This window comes from Aeromonas sp. S2(2024), from assembly GCF_041402505.1.
Lineage (GTDB): Bacteria > Pseudomonadota > Gammaproteobacteria > Enterobacterales > Aeromonadaceae > Aeromonas > Aeromonas media.
Window position 1 is genome coordinate 29759 of the sequence record NZ_JBGLRL010000010.1, and the last position, 20947, is coordinate 50705.

Here is a 20947-nt window from a genome sequence, read left to right on the forward strand (position 1 = left end):
CGGCAGGGTGTGCCGGATGGCATTGAGAGTCTGGCCCCCAGGGTCGCGCCAACGGAGTCACGGGACGGCGCATTATGCCACAAAGAGGGTGAGGATTCCGAACCCCATTGACGGCAAGAGGGCCAAGAGACTGCTGCCTCATCAGTGTCCTGGATGGCCCAGGCGGCAGACGAGGGCAGATGGGAATAAACTGGCAGGACGCCACCCACACAGGAGTGATCCCGATGAAACTCTATGCCCATCCCTTTTCGTCCTACAGCCAGAAGGTGTTGATCGCCCTCTACGAGAATGACGTCCCCTTCGATTACTTGAACCTGGAGGCGGCGGCGGTGAAGGCCGAACTCGCCAGTCTCTGGCCCCTCAAGCGCTTTCCTGTGCTGGTGGATCAGGGGCGCACCCTGATAGAAAGCAGCACCATCATCGAATATCTCCAATGCGCGCATCCCGGCCCCCATTGTCTGGTGCCTGCGGGGGAGGATGGGATCGAGGTTCACATGCTCGATCGCCTGTTCGATAACTATGTGATGACGCCGATGCAGAAGGTGGTGCTGGACAGGATGCGCCCGGCGGGGGATCACGATGGCTATGGCGTCGCCCAGGCCAGAGAGCTGCTGGACAAGATCTACCCCTGGCTTGACGAACACCTTGCCGGACGCACCTGGGCGGCAGGGGAGGCGTTCACCCTGGCCGATTGCGCCGCCGCCCCCTCGCTCTTCTATGCCGACTGGGCCCATGAGATCCCGCACTCACTCACCAGGCTGCGTGCCTACCGTGCCCGTCTGCTGGGTCAGCCCTCCATCGTCCGGGTGGTGGATGAGGCGAGGCCCTACCGCCACTACTTCCCCCTGGGGGCGCCGGCCCGTGACTGAGCCGGGCGCGAGATCCCGGCAGAAGGCAGCGAACCCAGCACTGATGTCGGACGGGGGAATGGTCGGGAGAGGGGGGCGTGTTATATGCAGGAAAATGAGTTTTGATGCGCTTTTTTCTGATATTTCCCCGAGGATTTTCCAAAGCATGTGATTTTATTTTCATGTTTTTGCATAAAGTAATCGACCATGTTCACTGCTGGTGAGTGCCATCTGCCGATGAGCATGAACCTTGGCTAAAGGCGAGGGCACGTGAGGAGTAGCGGCCAGTTGAGGAGGGGACAGACGGAGTGAGCCTCGTTATCTCTTGGGGACGCAAAACAGAGAAGGCCCGCTATCGCTAGCGGGCCTTCTCTAGGGTATGGCTTGCCATCAAGCCTTGGTCTGGCACTGTGCCAGCGCTGGTTGGCGCGGCTTAGCGGGCGCGCACCACCAGACCCTTGAGGTAGAAGCCTTCCGGATAGGCGGTACCTATGGGGTGATCGGAAGCCTGGGACAAGAGCTCCAGGATCTGGGCATCGCGACCGGCATCGAGCGCCGCATCGGCAACGATCTTCTGGAACAGGCTTTGCTCCATCAGGCCGGAGCAGGAGTAGGTCAGCAGCACGCCGCCCGGCGCCAGCAGCTGGAACGCCAGCATGTTGATGTCCTTGTAGCCGCGGCAGGCACCCAGCAGCTGGGCCTTGCTCTCGGCAAACTTCGGCGGATCCAGCACGATGACGTCGAACTTCTCGCCCTTCTCGCGGTATTCACGCAGCAGCTTGAACACGTCGTGACGCACGAACTGGGTGGTGCTGGTATCCAGCCCGTTCAGCTCAGCGTTCTGGCGGGCGATGTCCAGCGCATTCTGGGAGAGATCCACATTGACCACTTCCCTGGCGCCGCCCTTGAGGGCATAGACGCCAAAACCGCCGGTGTAGCAGAAGCAGTTGAGCACCCGCTTGCCTTCGGTGTACTTGGCGGCGGCCTGGCGGTTGTCACGCTGATCCAGATAGAAGCCGGTCTTGTGACCGTTGCGAATGTCCACCAGGATCTTGACGCCACCGTTCTCCTCGATCACCACAGGCTCGGTCGGGGTCTCGCCATGGATGACGCCGGTGCGCTCTTTCAGCCCTTCCTTCTTGCGTACCGCCACGTCGGAGCGCTCATAGATGCTGCACTCGGGGTAGAGGGTACGCAGGGCCTGGGTGATGAGGTCGCGCTGGAACTCGGCACCGGCGGAGAGGATCTGGCACACCAGGAAGTTGGCGTAACGGTCTATGGTCAGGCCCGGCAGGCCGTCGGATTCGGCGGCGCACAGGCGATAGCCGGTGAGACCCTGACGCTTGATCAGCGGATCCCGGGACTCTTGCGCATATTTGAGGCGGCGGATGAAGAAGTCGAGGTCGACGGTTTCGTCCTTGTCGAAGGTCCAGACCCGGGCACGGATCTGGGAGCTGCCTGACCAGGCGCCCCGGGCGAGCCACTTGCCATCGTTTGAGTAGATCTCGACGGTATCGCCATCGATGGGGTTGCCCTGCACCTTGTCGATCCCCTTGGAGAAGATCCAGGGGTGACGGCGCAGCAGGGATTTTTCGCGGCCTTTGACGAGATAGATGGAAGCGCTCATGGGAGTTGCCAGATGGTCAATAGAAAAGGGGCCACATTCTAAGTGCAACTGCGTTGCTAAGCCAGAGTTTGCGTGCATGGATAAGATGGGCTGTTGCAGATGGTCAATAGCAAGAAAACGCCGTGAGGTGTTTCTCAAGGTGAAAGCAACTGTGGGATGGCAGTCATGATGACCTTTTATCTCATCGCGAAGCGCCATGAAGAGGTCATCGATGCTTGGGAACGTTGAAATTATTAATATTTTGCATCTTGCCAGTCAGTTTTTTATAAAGATTCATATGGTGATGTCGATAGTGATTGAAGACTAAATTGAATCTTATCTTCTTCGGTGGACACATCATGTCACTCTCTGTTCGTACCAATGTTTCCGCGATGACGGCACAACGTCATCTCGGTAGTACATTGGGTACTTTTGACTGTGTATTCAAGCGTTTATCCTCGGGTCTGCGTATCAACAGTGCAGCGGATGATGCGGCAGGACTTCAGATCAGTAATCGTCTGACCAGCGAAATCAATGGTACCAATGGGGCTATTCGCAATGTCAACGATGCCATCTCCGTCATCAATGTGGCCGATGGGGCGATGGATGAATCGATGAATCTCATGCAGCGTATGCGGACGCTTGCTCTGCAAGCGGGCAGTGGCATCAATTCGGCGGATGACCGCGCCGCACTCAATGCTGAATTCCAGCAGATGCGCCTGGAAATGGATAGGATCGCGACCAAGACGACGTTTGCCGGGCAAAGTCTATTGGCCGGGACATATAAGGGGATATTTTCTATCGGGGCTTATGCTGGCCAAAACATGGTCATCACGGATATGAATGCACAGACCAAAAATTTGGGCGAAATGGTCTGGCAGTCCCGCAGCCCAGTCAGCAGCAAACCCGGCGCTCACAGCATTGATGGTTTACAGCTTGGGGTACAGCCAATCACGCTCAATGGTGTGACGTTTGACAAGAACTATTCAACGATGGAAGCCTTTGTCTCCGACATCAATAGCACCAGCTTTCCCAATAATCAGGGTCCGGTGGAGGCTGTACAGCATCCATTTTCGGTAAGGTCGTCAATCGATCTGTCCACTCTTCCCTCCTATATCGATATCGAAGGACAGACGGTGGATTTGACGACGGGCATCAACATGACTGGCTGGGATCCTGTGAACCCAACATCGGAGAATAGTTGGTTGATGGCAACGGTTGTCCATCGGATCAACCTGGCGGCACAATCCGCCGGTCTTGGTTTTTCTGTCAGTGGCTCATATAGCAACGATCCTGCCAATAATCAGCTCACCATCAATAGCTCCCAGGGAAAGAGTCTTACTCTGGCGAATGGCACCACTCATCCACCCCAGCCACCTCAGCCAGCCCCTCCAGCACCCCCAGTTCCACCTATCTCCGCCAATCCGTCACTCTCGGCCTTGCTCACGGATGTGAGCAGCACGACCTATATTGGACAACTTGAGCTCAGCTCATCGGGTACTCAATATTCAAATATTGATATGGAAGGTAACACCTTGGGCTCCCTTGGTTTTTTCCTTCAAGATAAGCAGAAATATACGGTAGACAACATAGACGTACTGAACGAGAGCAATGCCAGTCGTGCCATCAAGACACTGGATGCAGGTATGAAGCAGCTCGGTGTACAGCGTTCCCATATTGGGGCTCAAGCAAATGCACTTGAGGCAAGGGGGCGTAATTTGAGCATCAGCAATGAAAGCCTGAGTGCTGCCCGCTCACGGATCCGGGATGCCGACATGGCCAGCGAGTCTGCACGCATGGTTCGAATCCAAATCTTGCAGCAGGCCAGTACCAGCATATTGAGTCAGGCCAATAGCCGCCCCAACTTGGCGCTGAGTTTGTTGCAGTCCTGAGCTTGTTGCATATGGAGCTGTAACGGCCAAATGAGACTCTTAAATTAAATTCCCCGATGCGGAACATCGGGGAATTTGAGTAACAGAAGGCAAGTTGGAATGATCTCGTCCTATCCCAGGACCGGACATGCTCAGTACTTTAGATCCGCAGGCCCGTCATGGCCTGGCCGAGCTCGGTGGCGGTGGCCTTGAGGCCGGCGGTGCCGGCGACCGAGGCGCTGGCGGACTCTTCCACCCGGCTGGCCTCGTGGCGCACCTGATCCAGGTTGCGGGTGATCTCTTCAGCTACCGAGCTCTGCTCTTCGCTGGAGGTGGCGATCTGGGTGCTCATCTCCAGCACGGCGTCGCTGTGGCTGCTCAGCTTGTCGATGTCCTGCCCCACTTCTGTGATGAGCTGCTGGCTGCTGGCGGCGCGCCCGACCGTCTTCTCCATGATGTCGTTGAGCGCCCCTGTGCCGGCCTGCAACTCTTCAATCATCTGCTGGATCTCCACCGTGGCCTGCTGGGTGCGGCTGGCGAGGGTACGCACTTCGTCTGCCACCACGGCAAAACCGCGGCCCTGCTCGCCGGCCCGGGCGGCCTCGATGGCGGCGTTGAGCGCCAGCAGGTTGGTCTGCTGGGAGATGGCGTTGATGACGTTGACCACCTCGTTGATGCGGTTGGCATTGTGGGTCAGCCGCTCGACGGCGCCTGAGGCGTTGCCTATCTCATCCGCCAGGGTACGGATGGCGGCTATGGTGCGAGCCACCCGCTGGGCGCCGTTGGCTGCCTCCTCGCTGGACTGGCGGGTCTGCAGCAGGGTGTCGTTGGCGTTGCGAGCCACTTCGCGGATGGCCGCCGACATCTGCTCCATGGCGGCGGCTAGGGAGTCCATGTGCTGGCGTTGGGCGCGGGCCAGGGTCTCTCCGTCACTGGCGTGCTCGCGGAACTCGTCGGCGGCCATGGTGAGTGCTTCGGCGGACTCCTCCACCAGTTTCACTATCTTGTGCTGGCGATCGGTGAAGCGGTCTATGCTGCCCGCCAGAATGGAGAACTCGTCCCGCACCGGGAAGAAGTTGAGGCGGAAGGTGAGATCCCCGTTCGCCACCGTCTGCAGCGCCTTGTTGGTGGAGTAGAGGGCCCCGGAGACGAAGGTCATCAGATAGTGGGTGATGAGGGCAAGCAGGGCGGCCAGCACGGCTATGATGGTGAGGGTCGTCCCCTGTCCATCCCACATGGAAAAGTTGCCGGCATCCAGGGTGCCGCTGACAAAACCGGCCTGACCGGCCTGGGCACTATATTGAAAGCGATCGCCCTGCTGGGTCAGACCGGCGCTGCCGGTGGGGGCCAGGGTGAGCTCGGTCGGCAGGGTGAGGGTGGGCTGCTGGGTGATCAGCTGGGCCGTGGTCTCTACCCGTTGCTTGAGTTGATCCAGCCGGATCTGCATCTGCTGATCATGGCCGTCGGCTAGCAGGTACCAGGTGAGAAAGGCGATGAACAACAAGGGGCACCAGAAGGTGATGAGAAATTTTTCGCTGATCGTGAGGTGAATGAGATAACGGTCAACCCACCGGAATTTAACTTCTTTCATAATGGTATTGCGTCCTGCAAGGGAGATAGAGTGTCGTGCTCATTATCGCCTTGGGGGAAAATTTCTTAAGGGGAAGGTGTGATAAATGGGAGAGCAATCGTTTGTCGTGCGGGTGTGGGGCCAGGTACAGGGGGTGGGGTTTCGTTACTTCACCCGGGAGCGGGCACTGCAGCTGGGGCTCAGAGGACATGCCTACAACCTGGAGGATGGCTCTGTGGAGATCCTTATCGCCGGCCCTGAGCAGAAGGTGCAGATGATGCTGGGCTGGCTGGAACACGGGCCCCGAACGGCCACTGTGACCAAAATGGAGTGCACCCGGGCATTGCCTCCTGCGGGATCCGGTTTTCATACCAACTGAGCAGGCAGGAGGCCGGCAGATGATGGATCAGGGCAAGGGGCTAGAGCAGGCACGCTGTCTCATGGATCAATACTGGGCCGCCACCCTGGCCCTGCGCCAGCGGGCGGGCTCGGAAGAGGTCCATGCCTACCGGATTGCGACCCGTCGCCTGCTCGCCCTGCAGGCCCTGTGGCGTCCTCTGATCCATGAACCCGGGTTGGAGCGGCGACTGATGCGTGCGGCGGGCAGACTCTCCGCCCTGCGGGATGCCCAGGTCTATGCGGCGCACTTTGGTGGCAAGGCTCAACCCGAGGTTGTGCCCCGGGTGCCCATGCTGACGGTACGACTAGCGCGCTGGCTGGATCGGCTGCTGCAAGTCCCTGCCGACTTCAATCCCCTGCCGCTTTTTCAGATGCATCTCGCGCTCGGTCTGGCGGATTGCCTGGCCGAGCCCGGGCTGGAGAGACCGTCGGCCGGCAACAGGCTGCGGCTGCGCCACTGGCACAGGTTGCGGCTGGTCCTGAAGCAGACCCGTTATGGGGTGGAGCTGCTGGTGGGACAGGGGGAGGGCGATCCGGCATGGCTCTCCATGCTGATCGAGTGGCAGGACAGGCTGGGTCAGTTGCAAGACGCGCGGCAATGGCGCAGGCGGCTGCGTCGCGAGAAGGGGCGTGACAAGAAAGTACGCGCCCTGCGGGAGGCGATACGTTGCCAGTTGCACCAGCTGGACTGCCGGCAGGCGGAGCTTGTTGGTCTGCGGATGGCGTTGCAGCGCCAAGATTAGCGGGAAGAAAGAGGGATAAAAAAAGAGAGGCGCTGGACCTCTCTTTTCAATGGGATGCCGGCTGCGCTTACTTGACGCGCATACCTGGCTGGGCGCCTTCCTGGGGCTCCAGGATCCAGAGATCCTTGCCGCCCGGGCCGGCGGCCAGCACCATGCCCTCGGACATGCCAAAGCGCATCTTGCGCGGGGCCAGGTTCGCCACCATCACGGTCAGCTTGCCTTCCAGATCTTCCGGATTGTAGGCGGACTTGATGCCGGCAAACACCTGACGGGTCTCGCCACCGATATCCAGTTGCAGCTTGAGCAGCTTCTCCGCTTCCGGTACGGCTTCTGCCTTCTTGATCAGGGCGACGCGAAGGTCAATCTTGGCAAAATCCTCGTAGCTGATGGTCTCGCTGATGGGGTCGTCTGCCAGGGGACCTGTCGCTTTTGGCGCCTGCTCCTTGGCCAGATCTTCCTTGGAGGCTTCCACCATGGCTTCCACCTTGGCGGGCTCGATGCGGGAGAAGAGCGCCTTGAACGGGGCCAGCTGGTGGTTGCTCAGCGGCTTGGCCACGCCATCCCAGGAAAGGGTCTCGCCCAGGAAGGCTTCGGCGCGCTCGGCCAGGTGAGGCATGACAGGTTTGAGGTAGGCCATCAGCACCCGGAACAGGTTGATGCCGACGGAGCAGACGTCCTGCAGCTGTGCATCCGCCCCTTCCTGCTTGGCAATGACCCAGGGAGCCTTGTCATCCACATAGCGGTTGGCTTTGTCGGCGAGCGCCATGATCTCGCGGATGGCGCGGCTGAACTCACGGGCCTCGTAGGCATCGGCAATAGAGGCACGGGCGCTCGCGAACTCGTTATAGAGTTCGGGTTCGCTGCACACATCGGCCAGCTTGCCGTCGAAACGCTTGGCGATAAAGCCGGCGTTGCGGGAAGCCAGGTTCACCAGCTTGTTGACCACGTCCGCATTGACCCGGGAGACGAAGTCTTCGAGGTTCAAGTCCAGATCGTCGATGCGGCTGTTGAGCTTGGCGGCGTAGTAGTAACGCAGGCACTCGGGATCCAGGTGCTTCAAGTAGGTGGAGGCCTTGATGAAGGTGCCCTTGGACTTGGACATCTTGGCGCCGTTGACGGTCACATAGCCGTGCACGTTGACCTTGGTCGGCTTGCGGAAACCCGCTCCTTCCAGCATGGCCGGCCAGAATAGGCAGTGGAAGTAGGCGATGTCCTTGCCGATGAAGTGATAGAGCTCGGCGTCGGAGTCTGCCTTCCAGTAGCTGTCGAAGTCGATGTCGCCGCGCTTGTCGCACAGGTTCTTGAACGACGCCATATAGCCGATGGGGGCATCCAGCCAGACGTAGAAATATTTGCCCGGGGCGCCCGGGATCTCGAAGCCGAAGTAGGGGGCGTCGCGGGTGATGTCCCACTGCTGCAGACCGGATTCGAACCACTCTTGCATCTTGTTGGCCATCTCTTCCTGGATGGCACCTGAGCCGCGCACCCAGTCGGCGAGCCAGGCTTCGAACTGGGGCAGATCGAAGAAGAAGTGCTCGGAGTCCTTCATCACCGGTGTCGCACCGGAGACGGCGGATTTCGGATCGATGAGCTCGGTCGGGCTGTAGGTGGCGCCGCACGCGTCGCAGTTGTCACCGTATTGCTCAGGAGACTTGCACTTGGGGCAGGTACCCTTGACGAAGCGGTCCGGAAGGAACATGGACTTTTCCGGATCGAACAGCTGGGAGATGGTGCGGATCTTGATCTTGCCGGACGCCTTGAGGCGGCCATAGATAAGCCCGGCCAGCTCGCGGTTCTCGTCGCTGTGGGTCGAGTGATAGTTGTCGAAGCTGATGTTGAAGCCGGCAAAATCCCCCTGATGCTCCTGGGATACGGCGGCGATCATCTCCTCGGGAGTGATCCCCATCTGCTGCGCCTTGAGCATGATGGGGGTGCCGTGCGCGTCATCGGCACAGACGAAATGCACCTGATTGCCACGCATTCGCTGATAACGAACCCAGATATCGGCCTGGATGTGTTCCAGCATGTGGCCAAGATGGATGGAGCCGTTGGCATAGGGGAGGGCGCAGGTTACCAGCATTCTACGAGGATCAGTTGCCATAATACGTTCTTGATGTGCCTGTTGGGATGATACAGTGCCGAGCATGTTACCCGAATTGGGGGCGGCCTGCCTAGGGTTGTGGCCCCCGGGGCCTTGGCTGACGGCATCAGCAAGGCGTCGGCAAGCCACTGATTTGTGTGCGGTAACCGTTCACCTCAGGATAACGACAACATAATGGGGAGTTAATGGTGATTGATTCAGTAAAACAGATCCTTGCCGAATTTAAGCCGGCCGGATGGGGCCAGGATCTGGTTGCAGCCGGTTTTGTGCGTGCCGTCGAGCAGCATGGGCAGACCCTGACCATCAAGATGGTGCTGCCCTTTGCCGGTCAGACCCTGTTTGAACAGATGAAAGAAACGTTTGATGCGCGCATCAGGGCCGCCACGGGCGCCGCCATCGTCGACTGGCAGTGCGACATCGAGGTGGCGAGCATGCCTCGCGCCCAGCAACTGGCGGCGGTACAGGGCATTCGCAACATCCTGGTGGTGGCCTCCGGCAAGGGAGGGGTGGGCAAGTCCACCACCGCCGTCAACCTGGCGCTGGCGCTGCAAAAGGAGGGGGGGCGGGTCGCCATTCTGGACGCGGACATCTATGGCCCCTCCATTCCGACCATGATGGGGACCCTCAAGGAGCGCCCCCACAGCCTGGATGGCAAGTTGATGGAGCCCGTCATGGCCTGCGGTCTCAAGACCAACAGCATCGGTTATTTGGTGGCGGAGCAGGATGCCACCATCTGGCGCGGCCCCATGGCGAGCAAGGCGCTGGCGCAGATCCTCCACGAGACCCGCTGGGGCGAGGTGGATTACTTGGTGGTGGACATGCCCCCGGGCACAGGGGACATCCAGCTCACCCTGGCCCAGCAGGTGCCTACGACGGCCGCCCTGATCGTCACCACTCCGCAGGATGTGGCACTGGCGGATGCCCGCAAGGGGATCGCCATGTTCAACAAGGTCAATGTGCCGGTGCTCGGCATCGTCGAAAATATGAGTTATCACGTCTGCAGCGCCTGCGGTCATCACGAGGCGCTGTTCGGTACCGGCGGTGGCAAGAAGATGGCAGAGCAGTATCAAATGGCTCTGCTTGGTCAGTTGCCGCTGCACATCGATATCCGCCAGCACATGGACGATGGCTGTCCCACCGTGTTCGGTTCACCGGAGGGAGGACTGGCTGAGGCCTATCTGAAACTGGCCCGTCGGGTGGGGGCTGAACTCTATTTCAGCGGTAAACCGATTGCGACCCCGCTCTACACGGTGGCGCTGGACGAATAATCGGCTGTCGGCCGGTTGCAATGGATTTGGGGTGGGCATGGCTCACCCTTTTTTATATAATGGATCGGTTTAAACAATCCCCAGTGCTCTTCTCTTTAGGTATTTTCAATGTCTGATACTCAACATTCGTGTGTGATCATCGGTATTGCTGGTGCGTCCGCATCCGGCAAGAGTCTTATCGCTCAAACCATCTACGAAGAGCTGGTGGCCGAGCTGGGCGCAGGTCAGATTGGTGTGATCACCGAGGATTGCTACTACCGTGATCAGACCCACCTGACCATGGAAGAGCGGGTCAAGACCAACTATGACCACCCCAATGCCCTGGATCACGATCTGCTGGTGCAGCATCTGACCCAGCTGGTGCAAGGGGATGCCGTCAATATCCCCCAATACTCCTATACCGAACACACGCGCATGAGCGAAGTCACCGCCTTCGCACCGCGCCGGGTCATCATCCTGGAAGGCATATTGCTGCTGACCGACAGTCGTCTGCGGGAGCTGATGGATGCCTCCATCTTCATGGATACCCCGCTGGACATCTGCCTGCTGCGCCGTCTGGTGCGTGACGTGCAAGAGCGTGGTCGTACCATGGACTCCGTCCTCAAGCAGTATCAGAAGACGGTACGACCCATGTTCATGCAGTTCATTGACCCGTCCAAGCAGTATGCGGACGTGATCGTACCCCGTGGCGGCAAGAACCGCATCGCCATCGACATGCTCAAGGCGCGTATCCGCCACATGTTGATTGGTTGATATGAAACAAGCCGGGTGATGCCCGGCTTTTTTAAATGAAACTTTTGTCAGGAGAGTCGCCGAATGCGTCTTTGTGATACCGATATCGAACGCCATCTGGATGAAGGCAAGATCGTCATTGAGCCGAGGCCCGGTGTTGAGCGGATCAGTGGCGTCAGCGTCGATGTGCTGCTCGGCAACGAGTTTCGCGTGTTTCGCGATCATGCCGCGCCTTATATCGACCTCGGCGGTACCAGTGCCGAGATGGCCGATGCCATCGATCGGGTGATGAGCGACGAGATCCACATCCCGGACGGCGAAGCCTTCTATCTGCACCCGGGGCAACTGGCGCTGGCGGTGACCTACGAATCCGTGACCCTGCCTGCGGACATCGTCGGCTGGCTGGACGGACGCTCCTCCCTGGCACGCCTCGGCTTGATGGTCCACGTGACCGCGCACCGCATCGATCCGGGCTGGTCCGGTCGCATCGTGCTGGAGTTCTACAACGGCGGCAAACTGCCGTTGGCGCTGCGCCCCAAGATGAAGATAGGGGCCCTGAACTTCGAGATGCTCTCCGGCGCCGCGGCCCGTCCCTACAACAAGCGGGAAAACGCCAAGTACAAGAGCCAGCAAGGGGCGGTGGCCAGCCGCATCAACCAGGACTGATGTCCGCCTTCATGCTGCTTATATAGAGGGGGCTTCGGCACCCTCTTGCTTTTTCTGCGAAGGGAAGGGGACGTGCTGTACGGCGCCCCATGCGCTGCCGTGATGGTAAAACGCGTATAAAATCGCTGGTTTGGTGGCCCAATGATGGATGTTTGGTGTTGATTGGCGCCTATCCACAAGGTGTAGACGGCCTTTAATTAATCCATGACAAGCCCCATTCCTGCTGGGCCTAAGACATTTTCTGACGGAATGCCCTTTTTTTTTCTTACTGAAATATTTCAACAACGGGTATGGCACACCGAGCCTTCTGGCATAATCCGCCGCAACTCATAAACAGGTTCGTTTTTTATGTTTGAAATGTTTAGTGGTTTGGGTTTGTGGTGGTCAATCGGTTTGGTATTGGCCGTTTTTTTTGTGCTGGCCTATGAGTTCATCAATGGCTTTCACGATACCGCCAACGCGGTAGCAACGGTTATCTATACCAAGGCCATGCCCGCACACACCGCGGTAGTGGCTTCCGGCCTGTTCAACTTTGCCGGGGTCATGATGGGGGGATTGGGGGTGGCCTATGCCATTGTCCATCTGTTGCCCATCGATCTGCTGCTCGGCATGGATTCGACCCAGGGTCTGATCATGGTGTTCTCCCTGCTGTTCTCGGCCATTGTCTGGAACCTGGGAACCTGGTACTTCGGCATCCCGGCATCCAGCTCTCACACCCTGATCGGCTCCATTCTGGGGGTAGGCGGTGCCTATGCCCTTATCAGTGATCAGCCTCTGAAAGAGGGCATCAACGTCGGTAAAGCGATCGACATCATGCTCTCTCTCATCATCTCTCCCACCGTGGGCTTCATCATCGCCGCCTTGCTGCTGTTCGCCATGAAGCGGATCTGGCTTGGCAGCAAGATCCACAAAACCCCGGAAGAGCGACTGCTGGTGGATGGCAAGAAGCATCCGCCGTTCTGGGCCCGTGTGACCTTGATTTGTTCCGCCATGGGGGTGAGCTTCGTGCACGGCTCCAACGATGGTCAGAAGGGCATAGGTCTGGTGATGCTGGTGCTGATCTGCATGGCGCCCGCCTACTTCGCACTGGACATGAGCAGCCGCTCCTACGATCTGGACAGAACCCAGGATGCCAACCAGCGCATCATGGAGATCTACCAGCGCAACCAGGAGCAGGTATCCACTGTTGTGAACTTCAGCGTACCTGCCCATGCTCAGGAAGAGTTGATGACTCACTGCGAGGCCGGTGAGGCCCTCGAGGCCATGGCCACCCTGGACAACCGTCTGGGCCAGGTGCGCACCTACGAGGAGATGAGTCTGACCGATCGCCGCGAGGTGCGCCGTCTGCTGCTCTGTATCGATGATACCGCTCGCAAGGTCTCCAAGCTGCCGCTGCCAGCCAAGGAGCTGACCGATTTGGCCAAATGGCGCAAGGATCTGACCGCTACGGCCGAATACGCGCCGACCTGGGTCATCGTCTCCATCGCCTTGGCGCTGGGTTGTGGCACCATGGTGGGCTGGCGCCGTATCGTCTACACAGTGGGCGAGAAGATCGGCTCTTCCGGCATGACCTACAGCCAGGGTATCGCCGCCCAGATCACGGCTGCTGCCTCCATCGGGGTGGCCAGCTTGACCGGCATGCCGGTATCCACCACCCATATCCTCTCTTCTGCGGTGGCGGGGACCATGGTGGCGAACAAATCAGGCCTGCAGAGCCAGACTATCAAGACCATCTTGCTGGCCTGGGTCCTGACCCTGCCGCTCACCATGCTGCTCTCCGGCGGGCTGTTCCTGATCAGCAACAACCTGTTTGGTGGCTGATAGCTAAAACACTGCATCAATGACAAAGGGCCTGCGGGCCCTTTTTTCATGGCTGGGATCCGGCCGCTGTTAGCCGTCATGCTCGGCAACCGACAAAACAAGCCTCATATGCCATCAAACAAGAGTGTTCATTTACTGATAATTTCCCGCCAACTTTCCTCTTCCTCATTTACCCCTCTTGTCAGCAGAAGGGGCTGACCGCAGTCCATCTCGTCTGTCAGGGGGCTAGGCCATCGTCTCACCCTCTCATCAGGGCTTCAGCTCTAGCCCTTCATTCCTTGAATCCAGCCCCGCTAGTGACGCTCGCCGCTCGGCATCGATGTGACCGACCATTATTCCTTGTCGAGTTGCGGGGAAACTTGCACTTGCCCTGTGACGGGCTCTCTTGCCACAAAGCGAGAGGGCTGGATAACAAGAGCTAGGGCGGCGCCCCATGGCATTGTCAGTGGTATCTTGGTCGCGACAAAGCAAGAGGGGGAGGGGAGTGCAGAGCAGAGAACCCCGGTACCAGAGTTTGTCTTCCCTGAAAGAGGAAGAGGAGCAAGGGGGCAAGGGATTGAGGACACAGACCAATTGTCAGGCAAAAAAAGAGCCACACGAGGTGTGGCTCTTTTATCAGACTAGACAAGCTAGGGGATCAGGGACGACCCGCCGGGCTGGTTGCTACGTTGACGGCGGCTGTGCTGCCACCGTGGCGGCCTGAGCTCGCGACTTCACGGCGCTCCAGCGGGGCCTGCTCAACCGGCTCACGGGGTGCCGGGGCAGGCACGGCTGCCGGCGTTGCCATGGGGGCAGAAGCCTTGCGGGCACGGGCCAGTACACCAGCGCCTTTGACAACCTGTTTGGTGGCCGGGGCGACCACAGGCTCGGGCTGTGCCACCACAGGGGCAACAGGCTCGGCGGCAGGAATCGCTTCCTCGGCTTGCGGGGCAGGAACCGGCTCCACCACAACGGGGGCGGCTTCTACCACAGCCTGGTCAGCGACGCTGGCCTCGACCACGACCTGAGTCTCCTCGACAACCACCTCGGCCACGGGTTCGGCAGCGACAGGAGCTGCTTCGATTGCTACCGGGGCCGGCTCGATGGCGGCAGGAGCCGCTTCGACTGCAACGGGGGCTTCAACCACCTCGGCGACCACAGGGGCGGCGACTTCGGTCGCAGCCGCTTGAGCCTGCTCATGGGCCTCTTCGGCCACGGCTTCAGCGACCACGTGCTCGGTCAGGGCGGAGGAGGCTTGCAGCGCGGCGGCAACGGCCTCGGCACTCGGGATGGTGATGACAGGCACGGCGGGCTCTTCCACCTTCACCTGAGCAGCATCCGCCTGGGCGGCTGTGGTCAGTTGCACGTCGGCCTGAGGTTCATCATCACGCTGGCCACGGGCATCTTCGTTGATGCGTTTGCGACGCTGGCCTTCGATCCGCTGGCTGCGCGGAGTACGGCGAGAGTGGCGCTGACCTTCGGTCTGCTCCTCTTGCTCACCGACCACGGCCGCAGTCTCGACCAGATCAGGAGCCTGCTCGTCTACCGGCAGGACAGGGGTGTCGGAGGCGGCGACATCGACCCGAACCTGCTTGCGCAGTTGACGACGTTCGCGGCGCTCGGCCACTTTCTGCTCTTTTTCCTGGCGCGGTTCGGCGCTGACGGCGGCAGTCTCGGCGGTTTCTACCGCTTCAACCACGACCTCGGCACGGGGTTCACGAGATGCACGGGGTTCGCGAGCCGGGCGCGGGGCGCGGGGTTCACGTTCCTGACGGGGTTCACGGGGTTCGCGATCCATACGCGGTTCGTTGCGCACTTCGCCACGGGGTTCACGTTCCATGCGCTGTTCGCTACGCACTTCACCACGGGCTTCACGCTCCTGACGGGGCTCGCGCTCTTTACGCGGACGACGGTTGCGGCTCTCGCCACCCTCGCGGTTGGCAGCGCCTTCACGCTTCTCGCCAGCGTCGGCCGGGTTGCGGTTGCTGCGGTTGTCATCGCGACGACCACGCTGGCCACGGCTGCGGGTTTCGTCACGCTGATGACGGTGACCCTCATCCTTGCGCGCTTCCCGTTGGGCGGCCGGTTTCTCGGCGGGTGCTTTCACCTCAACCTGGGCGGTGTCGGAGCCGAACAGACCGGAGATGGCCTTGAACAACTTGCCAAACAGACCCGCTTCGGCGGCGACCGGTGCCGGTGCTGCGACGGGGGCAGGGACGGCAACAGGGACGGTCGGTTGAGGCGCCTGGACGAAGCCTTGCAGCAGCGGCTGCTCGCGCTCAATGACCTGAGCCTGCTTGGGCTGGTAGACCGGCTTGGCAATCTCGGTTTTCAGCTCGTAGCTGGCCGCTTCCGGGATCTCGTTCTGACGGATGCGGGTCACTTCGTAGTGCGGGGTTTCCAGATGCTGGTTCGGAATGATGTAAACACGAACATCATTACGCTGTTCCAGGCTGGCGATGGCGGCGCGTTTCTCGTTGAGCAGATAGGCGGCGACATCGACCGGCACTTGGCCGTGAACCTGCTCGGTGTTGTCCTTCATGGCCTCTTCTTCGATGAGACGCAGGATGGACAGGGCGAGGGATTCGTTGTCACGGATGACACCCTGACCCTGGCAACGGGGGCAGATGTGGCTGCTGGATTCGTTGAGGGAGGGACGCAGACGCTGGCGAGACATTTCCAGCAGACCGAAACGGGAGATCCGGCCCAGCTGGATGCGGGCTCTGTCCTGATGGACCGCTTCACGCAGACGATTTTCCACTTCGCGTTGATGGCGAACCGGCGTCATGTCGATGAAGTCGATGACGATCAGGCCACCCAGGTCACGCAGACGCAATTGACGGGCAATTTCGTCGGCCGCTTCCAGGTTGGTCTGCAGCGCAGTCTCTTCGATATCGCCGCCCTTGGTGGCGCGGGAGGAGTTGATATCGATGGAGGTGAGCGCTTCGGTCGGATCGATGACGATGCTGCCACCGGAGGGCAGACGCACTTCACGCTGGAAGGCAGACTCGATTTGGCTCTCGATCTGGAAGTGGTTGAACAGGGCGACATCACCCTTGTACAGCTTCACGCGATTGAGGAAATCGGGGCGCACCAGCTCGATGTGCGACTTGGCACGTTCGAAGATGACCGGGTTGTCAATCAGGATCTCGCCGACATCGCGACGCAGATAGTCACGAATGGCACGCACGATCACGTTGCTCTCCTGGTGGATGAGCACGGGCGCGGTACGGTCCTGTGACGCCTTGTGGATGGAGTCCCAGTGGTTGAGCAGAACGTTCAGATCCCATTCCAGCTCTTCCGGGGATTTGCCGACACCGGCGGTACGCACGATGAGGCCCATGCCGTCCGGCACGGTCAGTCCGCTCAGGGCTTCTTTCAACTCGGTCCGCTCGTCACCCTCTATACGACGGGAAATACCGCCAGCACGGGGGTTGTTCGGCATCAGCACCAGATAGCTGCCGGCCAGACTGATGAAGGTGGTGAGGGCCGCACCCTTGGTGCCACGCTCTTCCTTGTCGATCTGGACGATCACTTCCTGGCCTTCGCGGACCACTTCTTTGATGTTGGGACGACCCTGATAGGAGTAACCGGAGGGGAAGTAATTGCGGGCGATTTCCTTTAACGGCAGGAAACCGTGGCGCTCGGCGCCATAGTCAACAAAAGCAGCTTCAAGACTGGGTTCTACGCGGGTGATTTTACCCTTGTAAATGTTCGCTTTTTTCTGCTCGTGTCCCGGACTTTCAATATCCAAATCGTAGAGCTGTTGTCCGTCAACCAGCGCTACGCGCAACTCCTCTTCCTGAGTCGCGTTGATTAGCATTCTTTTCATTGAGTTCTCATTATTTTGTCATTTTGATTCCTCCACAGGATCCTGCCGGCGCCGGCCTCGGGTCTTCAGCATGCTTGGGCAACCTCCCGGTTGGGGTATGCATGAGGCGCAAACTAAGGGCACTCTGGTTCAGTCTTCTCGAGAAGGCATGAATTAAGGATACCGGTGTGGAGACAATTAAATCAGTTCTGTTTGCGTTCTCCATGCGTTGTACCTCGCACCCGGGAACCGTCATGTTCTTGTATACACGGTGTTTCGGGATTGGGTGGCATACTTTTTGGCCACTTAGTACAAGGCTTGAACACAATGACAAAACCTTGTTTATTATCCCATTTAAACCACTTTTATAGCAAGACGCCATTTTTTAACAAAGCATGCAGCCAAGGGCTGCTGGCGGTGTTAAAATCCGCGCCATGACACAGATACATCAACAAGTGCAGCTGCTCACCATCGAAGCTGAGCATGAAGGGCAGCGCATCGACAATTTTCTCAAGACTCAGTTAAAGGGCGTCCCCAAGAGCCTGATCTATCGCATCCTTCGAAAAGGAGAGGTGCGCGTCAACAAGAAACGCATCAAACCGGAATACAAACTCTGCGCCGGCGACGAGGTGCGGGTGCCCCCCGTGCGCGTGGCCGAGAAGAACGAATTGCCCTCTGCCAACCTCGGCAGCATCCAGCGTCTGGAGAGCCAGATCCTGTTTGAAGACGAGGCCATGATAGTGCTGAACAAGCCGTCCGGCATGGCGGTGCACGGTGGCAGCGGCTTGAGCTTTGGCGTCATCGAAGGGTTGCGCGCCCTGCGTCCGGAAGCTCGGTTCCTCGAACTGGTGCACCGTCTCGATCGCGACACTTCCGGCGTGCTGCTGGTTGCCAAGAAGCGCAGTGCCCTGCGCAGCCTCCATGAGCAGTTGCGGGTCAAGACCATGCGCAAGCAGTACCTGGCGTTGGTGCGCGGTCAGTGGCAGTCCCACGTCAAGGTGGTCAATGCGCCGCTGCGCAAGAACGATCTGCAATCCGGCGAGCGGGTGGTGCGGGTCAGCAGTGACGGCAAGCCCTCCGAGACCCGCTTCCGCATTGCCCGTCAATTTGCCGAAGCGACCCTGGTGGAGTGCAGCCCGATCACCGGTCGTACCCACCAGATCCGGGTTCATACCCAGCATGCCGGCCATCCCATCGCCTGTGATGACAAATATGGTGAGGCGGCGTTTGATGAGAAGATGCGGACCCTGGGGCTGAAGCGGCTCTTCTTGCACGCCTGGAAACTGAGCTTCACCCATCCGGCCGATGATCGCGAGATGCAGGTGGAAGCGCCGCTCGCCCCCGAGCTCGATGCCTTCCTGAACAAGCTGGCACGCTGATGAAACGCGTCCGACTCGCCATTTTCGATTGGGACGGTACCCTGATGGATTCGGTGGGGCGGATCGTTGCCTGCGTGCAAGCGGCCGCCCGCGACTGCGGTGAGGGGGTGCCCGAGCCGCAGTCCATCCATCAGATCATCGGGCTCAGCCTGGCGGTCGGCATTCCCCGTTTGTTCAATCTGGCAGAGGGGAGTGAGCGGGCCCAGGCCCTGATCGCCCGTTATCGTCACCATTATCTGCATGACAAGACACCCAGCCCGCTGTTTGCCGGGGCTAGCGAGTTGCTTTCTGGCTGGCGGGCACAGGGCATTGGCCTCGCGGTTGCCACGGGCAAGTCCCGCAGGGGCCTCGACAGGGTGCTGGATGAAACGGGTTTGCGTCCTCTCTTTGCCGCCAGCCGTGGTGCGGATGAAGCGAACTCCAAACCCGATCCCCTGATGTTGACGCAAATTCTGGATGAGCTGGGTTTTGCCCCGCACCAGGCGGTGATGATTGGCGACTCGATCCATGACATGGCGATGGCTGAGGCCTTGCAGATGCCCCGCATCGGCGTCACTTGGGGTGTACATGATCGTGCCAGGTTGGCCGAACATCATCCCGTTGCCATCGTCGATACCATGGATGAGCTGAGGCAACTGCTGGGCTGAGTGCGCACCGGGTTGATGAACACAGAAACAACAATGGGAGCCTTGGCTCCCATTGTTGTTTCTGTTTCCTGCTCAGGGCAGATTGAGGCCGTGACGTGCCAGCAACTCGATCAGGCCGATCAGGGGCAGACCGATCAGGGCGTTGGGATCCCGCCCTTCCAGCCCCTGGAACAACATGATGCCCATGCCTTCACACTTGAAGCTGCCGGCACAATCGAGGGGCAACTCCGCCTTTACGTAACGGCGCAAGGCCGCCTCATCCAGGGAGCGAAAATGTACGGTGAAGGGTTCCACGAGCTGCTCGACCCGGCCATTTGCGGCATTCAGCACACACAGACCGGTATAAAAGGTGACGCTCTTGCCTTGGGCCATCATCAGCTGTGCCACCGCGTTATCCACCGTGCCCGGTTTGCCGAGAATGCGGCCGTCACAGACGCACACCTGATCCGAGCCGATGATCAACCCCTGATCATGTTGGCGGGTGATGGCACTCGCCTTGGCATGGGCCAGGCGGCTGACCAGTGCCTCGGCCGGCTCCCCGGGCAGCGGGGTTTCATCGATCTCGGGGGAGGCGCATAGGAACGGCTGGCCGAGTTTTTCCAGCAGCGCCTTGCGATAACGGGAAGTGGAGGCGAGGATCAAGGGCGTGTGCATATGTTGATGATATCCATTTATAAATCAATTGGTTGATTCTAACTGTGGCAGAAGGCCCACGTAAACCACCCCGAGCGCCAGCGCAACACGCATGTTGGTGACCGAGAACGGCGATAACACCGTTTGATGAGGCAGGAGTGCGACATGACAAGATACGGTGTGCTAGCCCTGATGCTGCTCTCCCTCACGAGCTGGGGGCAGGAGTGGCAGCCAGAGAAGGGAGAGGGCGGCGTACAGCTCTGGACCCAGGCACGCCCTCCGTCCCCCTTTCTGGCCTTGCGCCTGGAGATGCGGGTCAAGGCGGATCCCATGGCGTTGCTGACCGTGCTGCGAGACACAGCGCGCCATCGGGAGTGGTTACCGTCCAGTCGCGAGGTACGGTTGCTGGCAAAATCCGGCCCCGATGATGATCTGGTTTACACCCGCTTGGCGTCCCCTTGGCCGGTGCAAGACAGGGAACTGATCACACGCTCCCATCTGAGCCGGCGGGCTGGCTGCGCGCTGGTGCTGGAGGTGTGGGCCGAGCCGGACGCCCTGGCGCCTCGCCCAGGTCTGTACCGGATCCGAGAGAGTGCCGGTCGCTGGGAGGCGCTGCCACAACGCGATGGCAGCACCCTGATCAGGCTCGAAAGCCATACCAACCCGGGCAGCCATTTGCCAGGCTGGCTGGTCAATCCAATGGCCATCAAGGCGGCGCTGGGCAGTTTTCAGGCCATACGTCGCCTGATGGAGGCCCAACCCAGAGCCGCGCCTAGGCAACGCCTGCTCGGCGGTGGAGGCTGTCCTGCCGCGTCCTGAATCTGGAAATGGAGGTCAAGCCGGGCACCTGGCGAGCGGGGCACGGGATGGGGG

Annotated in this window: 16 protein-coding genes; 11 read left to right on the plus strand and 5 right to left on the minus strand. The window is 59.7% G+C overall.

Going from position 1 to position 20947, the window contains the following annotated elements; genetic code table 11:
- Positions 1–224: 224 nt before the first annotated feature.
- Entirely contained in the window at positions 225–869 is a 645-nt protein-coding gene (locus tag ACB039_RS12045; protein WP_226172846.1) for a glutathione S-transferase family protein, read from the plus strand.
- 412 nt (positions 870–1281) lie between these two features.
- Here the strand turns inward: ACB039_RS12045 and ACB039_RS12050 are convergent, their stop codons facing one another.
- Positions 1282–2475, minus strand: coding sequence for a class I SAM-dependent methyltransferase (locus ACB039_RS12050; protein WP_043131905.1), 1194 nt, complete (start codon positions 2473–2475; stop codon positions 1282–1284).
- 296 nt (positions 2476–2771) lie between these two features.
- Between ACB039_RS12050 and ACB039_RS12055 the strand changes: the two genes are divergently transcribed.
- Positions 2772–4346 (plus strand): flagellin, encoded by a 1575-nt coding sequence (locus ACB039_RS12055; protein WP_226172847.1) that lies wholly within the window; start codon positions 2772–2774, stop codon positions 4344–4346.
- Positions 4347–4485: 139 nt separating this feature from the next.
- Here the strand turns inward: ACB039_RS12055 and ACB039_RS12060 are convergent, their stop codons facing one another.
- A complete protein-coding gene (locus ACB039_RS12060) occupies positions 4486–5916 on the minus strand; it encodes a methyl-accepting chemotaxis protein (RefSeq protein ID WP_218408532.1) in 1431 nt (476 codons plus the stop codon).
- Between the two features lie 85 nt (positions 5917–6001).
- Between ACB039_RS12060 and ACB039_RS12065 the strand changes: the two genes are divergently transcribed.
- Together ACB039_RS12065 and ACB039_RS12070 are read left to right on the plus strand one after the other, a co-directional pair.
- Positions 6002–6274 carry an acylphosphatase gene (locus ACB039_RS12065; RefSeq protein ID WP_205641771.1) on the plus strand — a complete coding sequence of 91 codons (273 nt, stop codon included), beginning with the start codon at positions 6002–6004 and terminating at the stop codon, positions 6272–6274.
- 19 nt (positions 6275–6293) lie between these two features.
- A complete protein-coding gene (locus ACB039_RS12070; RefSeq protein WP_218408533.1) occupies positions 6294–7037 on the plus strand; it encodes a CHAD domain-containing protein in 744 nt (247 codons plus the stop codon).
- A 67-nt stretch (positions 7038–7104) separates the two neighbouring features.
- Here ACB039_RS12070 and metG read toward each other — a convergent pair whose 3' ends face one another.
- A complete protein-coding gene (gene metG / locus ACB039_RS12075; RefSeq protein ID WP_218408534.1) occupies positions 7105–9138 on the minus strand; it encodes a methionine--tRNA ligase in 2034 nt (677 codons plus the stop codon).
- A 185-nt stretch (positions 9139–9323) separates the two neighbouring features.
- Here metG and apbC point away from each other — a divergent pair, with 185 nt between their 5' ends.
- From apbC to ACB039_RS12095, 4 genes are all read left to right on the plus strand, one after another.
- Positions 9324–10406 (plus strand): iron-sulfur cluster carrier protein ApbC, encoded by a 1083-nt coding sequence (gene apbC, locus ACB039_RS12080; RefSeq protein ID WP_226172855.1) that lies wholly within the window; start codon positions 9324–9326, stop codon positions 10404–10406.
- 108 nt (positions 10407–10514) lie between these two features.
- The gene (udk, locus tag ACB039_RS12085; RefSeq protein WP_041205758.1) at positions 10515–11159 is read left to right on the plus strand and encodes a uridine kinase; all 645 of its coding nucleotides are present in this window, start codon (positions 10515–10517) and stop codon (positions 11157–11159) included.
- A 63-nt stretch (positions 11160–11222) separates the two neighbouring features.
- On the plus strand, positions 11223–11804 hold the full coding sequence (gene dcd / locus ACB039_RS12090) for a dCTP deaminase (protein WP_005328350.1): 582 nt from the start codon (positions 11223–11225) through the stop codon (positions 11802–11804).
- Positions 11805–12152: 348 nt separating this feature from the next.
- A complete protein-coding gene (locus ACB039_RS12095; protein ID WP_043131893.1) occupies positions 12153–13625 on the plus strand; it encodes an inorganic phosphate transporter in 1473 nt (490 codons plus the stop codon).
- Positions 13626–14262: 637 nt separating this feature from the next.
- On the opposite strand, the gene rne is transcribed toward ACB039_RS12095, so the two are convergent.
- Positions 14263–17436 carry a ribonuclease E gene (rne, locus tag ACB039_RS12100; protein WP_371165756.1) on the minus strand — a complete coding sequence of 1058 codons (3174 nt, stop codon included), beginning with the start codon at positions 17434–17436 and terminating at the stop codon, positions 14263–14265.
- Positions 17437–17849: 413 nt separating this feature from the next.
- Here rne and rluC point away from each other — a divergent pair, with 413 nt between their 5' ends.
- Positions 17850–18794, plus strand: coding sequence for a 23S rRNA pseudouridine(955/2504/2580) synthase RluC (gene rluC / locus ACB039_RS12105; RefSeq protein WP_202619452.1), 945 nt, complete (start codon positions 17850–17852; stop codon positions 18792–18794).
- Positions 18794–19441 carry an HAD family hydrolase gene (locus ACB039_RS12110; RefSeq protein WP_161507184.1) on the plus strand — a complete coding sequence of 216 codons (648 nt, stop codon included), beginning with the start codon at positions 18794–18796 and terminating at the stop codon, positions 19439–19441. The genes rluC and ACB039_RS12110 overlap by 1 nt, the downstream gene beginning before the upstream one ends.
- Positions 19442–19513: 72 nt before the next feature.
- Here the strand turns inward: ACB039_RS12110 and ACB039_RS12115 are convergent, their stop codons facing one another.
- Positions 19514–20095, minus strand: coding sequence for a nucleoside triphosphate pyrophosphatase (locus ACB039_RS12115; protein ID WP_041205765.1), 582 nt, complete (start codon positions 20093–20095; stop codon positions 19514–19516).
- A gap of 144 nt (positions 20096–20239) precedes the next feature.
- Here ACB039_RS12115 and ACB039_RS12120 point away from each other — a divergent pair, with 144 nt between their 5' ends.
- Positions 20240–20893, plus strand: coding sequence for an START domain-containing protein (locus ACB039_RS12120; protein ID WP_041205768.1), 654 nt, complete (start codon positions 20240–20242; stop codon positions 20891–20893).
- Positions 20894–20947 lie beyond the last annotated feature (54 nt).

Excerpts from the sequence above, each read along its gene's own strand:
- ACB039_RS12045 (WP_226172846.1), top strand. The coding sequence starts at position 225 with ATGAAACTCTATGCCCATCCCTTTTCGTCCTACAGCCAGAAGGTGTTG.
- ACB039_RS12050 (WP_043131905.1), bottom strand. The coding sequence starts at position 2,475 with ATGAGCGCTTCCATCTATCTCGTCAAAGGCCGCGAAAAATCCCTGCTG.
- ACB039_RS12060 (WP_218408532.1), bottom strand. The coding sequence starts at position 5,916 with ATGAAAGAAGTTAAATTCCGGTGGGTTGACCGTTATCTCATTCACCTC.
- ACB039_RS12065 (WP_205641771.1), top strand. The coding sequence starts at position 6,002 with ATGGGAGAGCAATCGTTTGTCGTGCGGGTGTGGGGCCAGGTACAGGGG.
- ACB039_RS12070 (WP_218408533.1), top strand. The coding sequence starts at position 6,294 with ATGATGGATCAGGGCAAGGGGCTAGAGCAGGCACGCTGTCTCATGGAT.
- metG (WP_218408534.1), bottom strand. The coding sequence starts at position 9,138 with ATGGCAACTGATCCTCGTAGAATGCTGGTAACCTGCGCCCTCCCCTAT.
- apbC (WP_226172855.1), top strand. The coding sequence starts at position 9,324 with ATGGTGATTGATTCAGTAAAACAGATCCTTGCCGAATTTAAGCCGGCC.
- udk (WP_041205758.1), top strand. The coding sequence starts at position 10,515 with ATGTCTGATACTCAACATTCGTGTGTGATCATCGGTATTGCTGGTGCG.
- dcd (WP_005328350.1), top strand. The coding sequence starts at position 11,223 with ATGCGTCTTTGTGATACCGATATCGAACGCCATCTGGATGAAGGCAAG.
- ACB039_RS12095 (WP_043131893.1), top strand. The coding sequence starts at position 12,153 with ATGTTTGAAATGTTTAGTGGTTTGGGTTTGTGGTGGTCAATCGGTTTG.
- rne (WP_371165756.1), bottom strand. The coding sequence starts at position 17,436 with ATGAAAAGAATGCTAATCAACGCGACTCAGGAAGAGGAGTTGCGCGTA.
- rluC (WP_202619452.1), top strand. The coding sequence starts at position 17,850 with ATGACACAGATACATCAACAAGTGCAGCTGCTCACCATCGAAGCTGAG.
- ACB039_RS12110 (WP_161507184.1), top strand. The coding sequence starts at position 18,794 with ATGAAACGCGTCCGACTCGCCATTTTCGATTGGGACGGTACCCTGATG.
- ACB039_RS12115 (WP_041205765.1), bottom strand. The coding sequence starts at position 20,095 with ATGCACACGCCCTTGATCCTCGCCTCCACTTCCCGTTATCGCAAGGCG.
- ACB039_RS12120 (WP_041205768.1), top strand. The coding sequence starts at position 20,240 with ATGACAAGATACGGTGTGCTAGCCCTGATGCTGCTCTCCCTCACGAGC.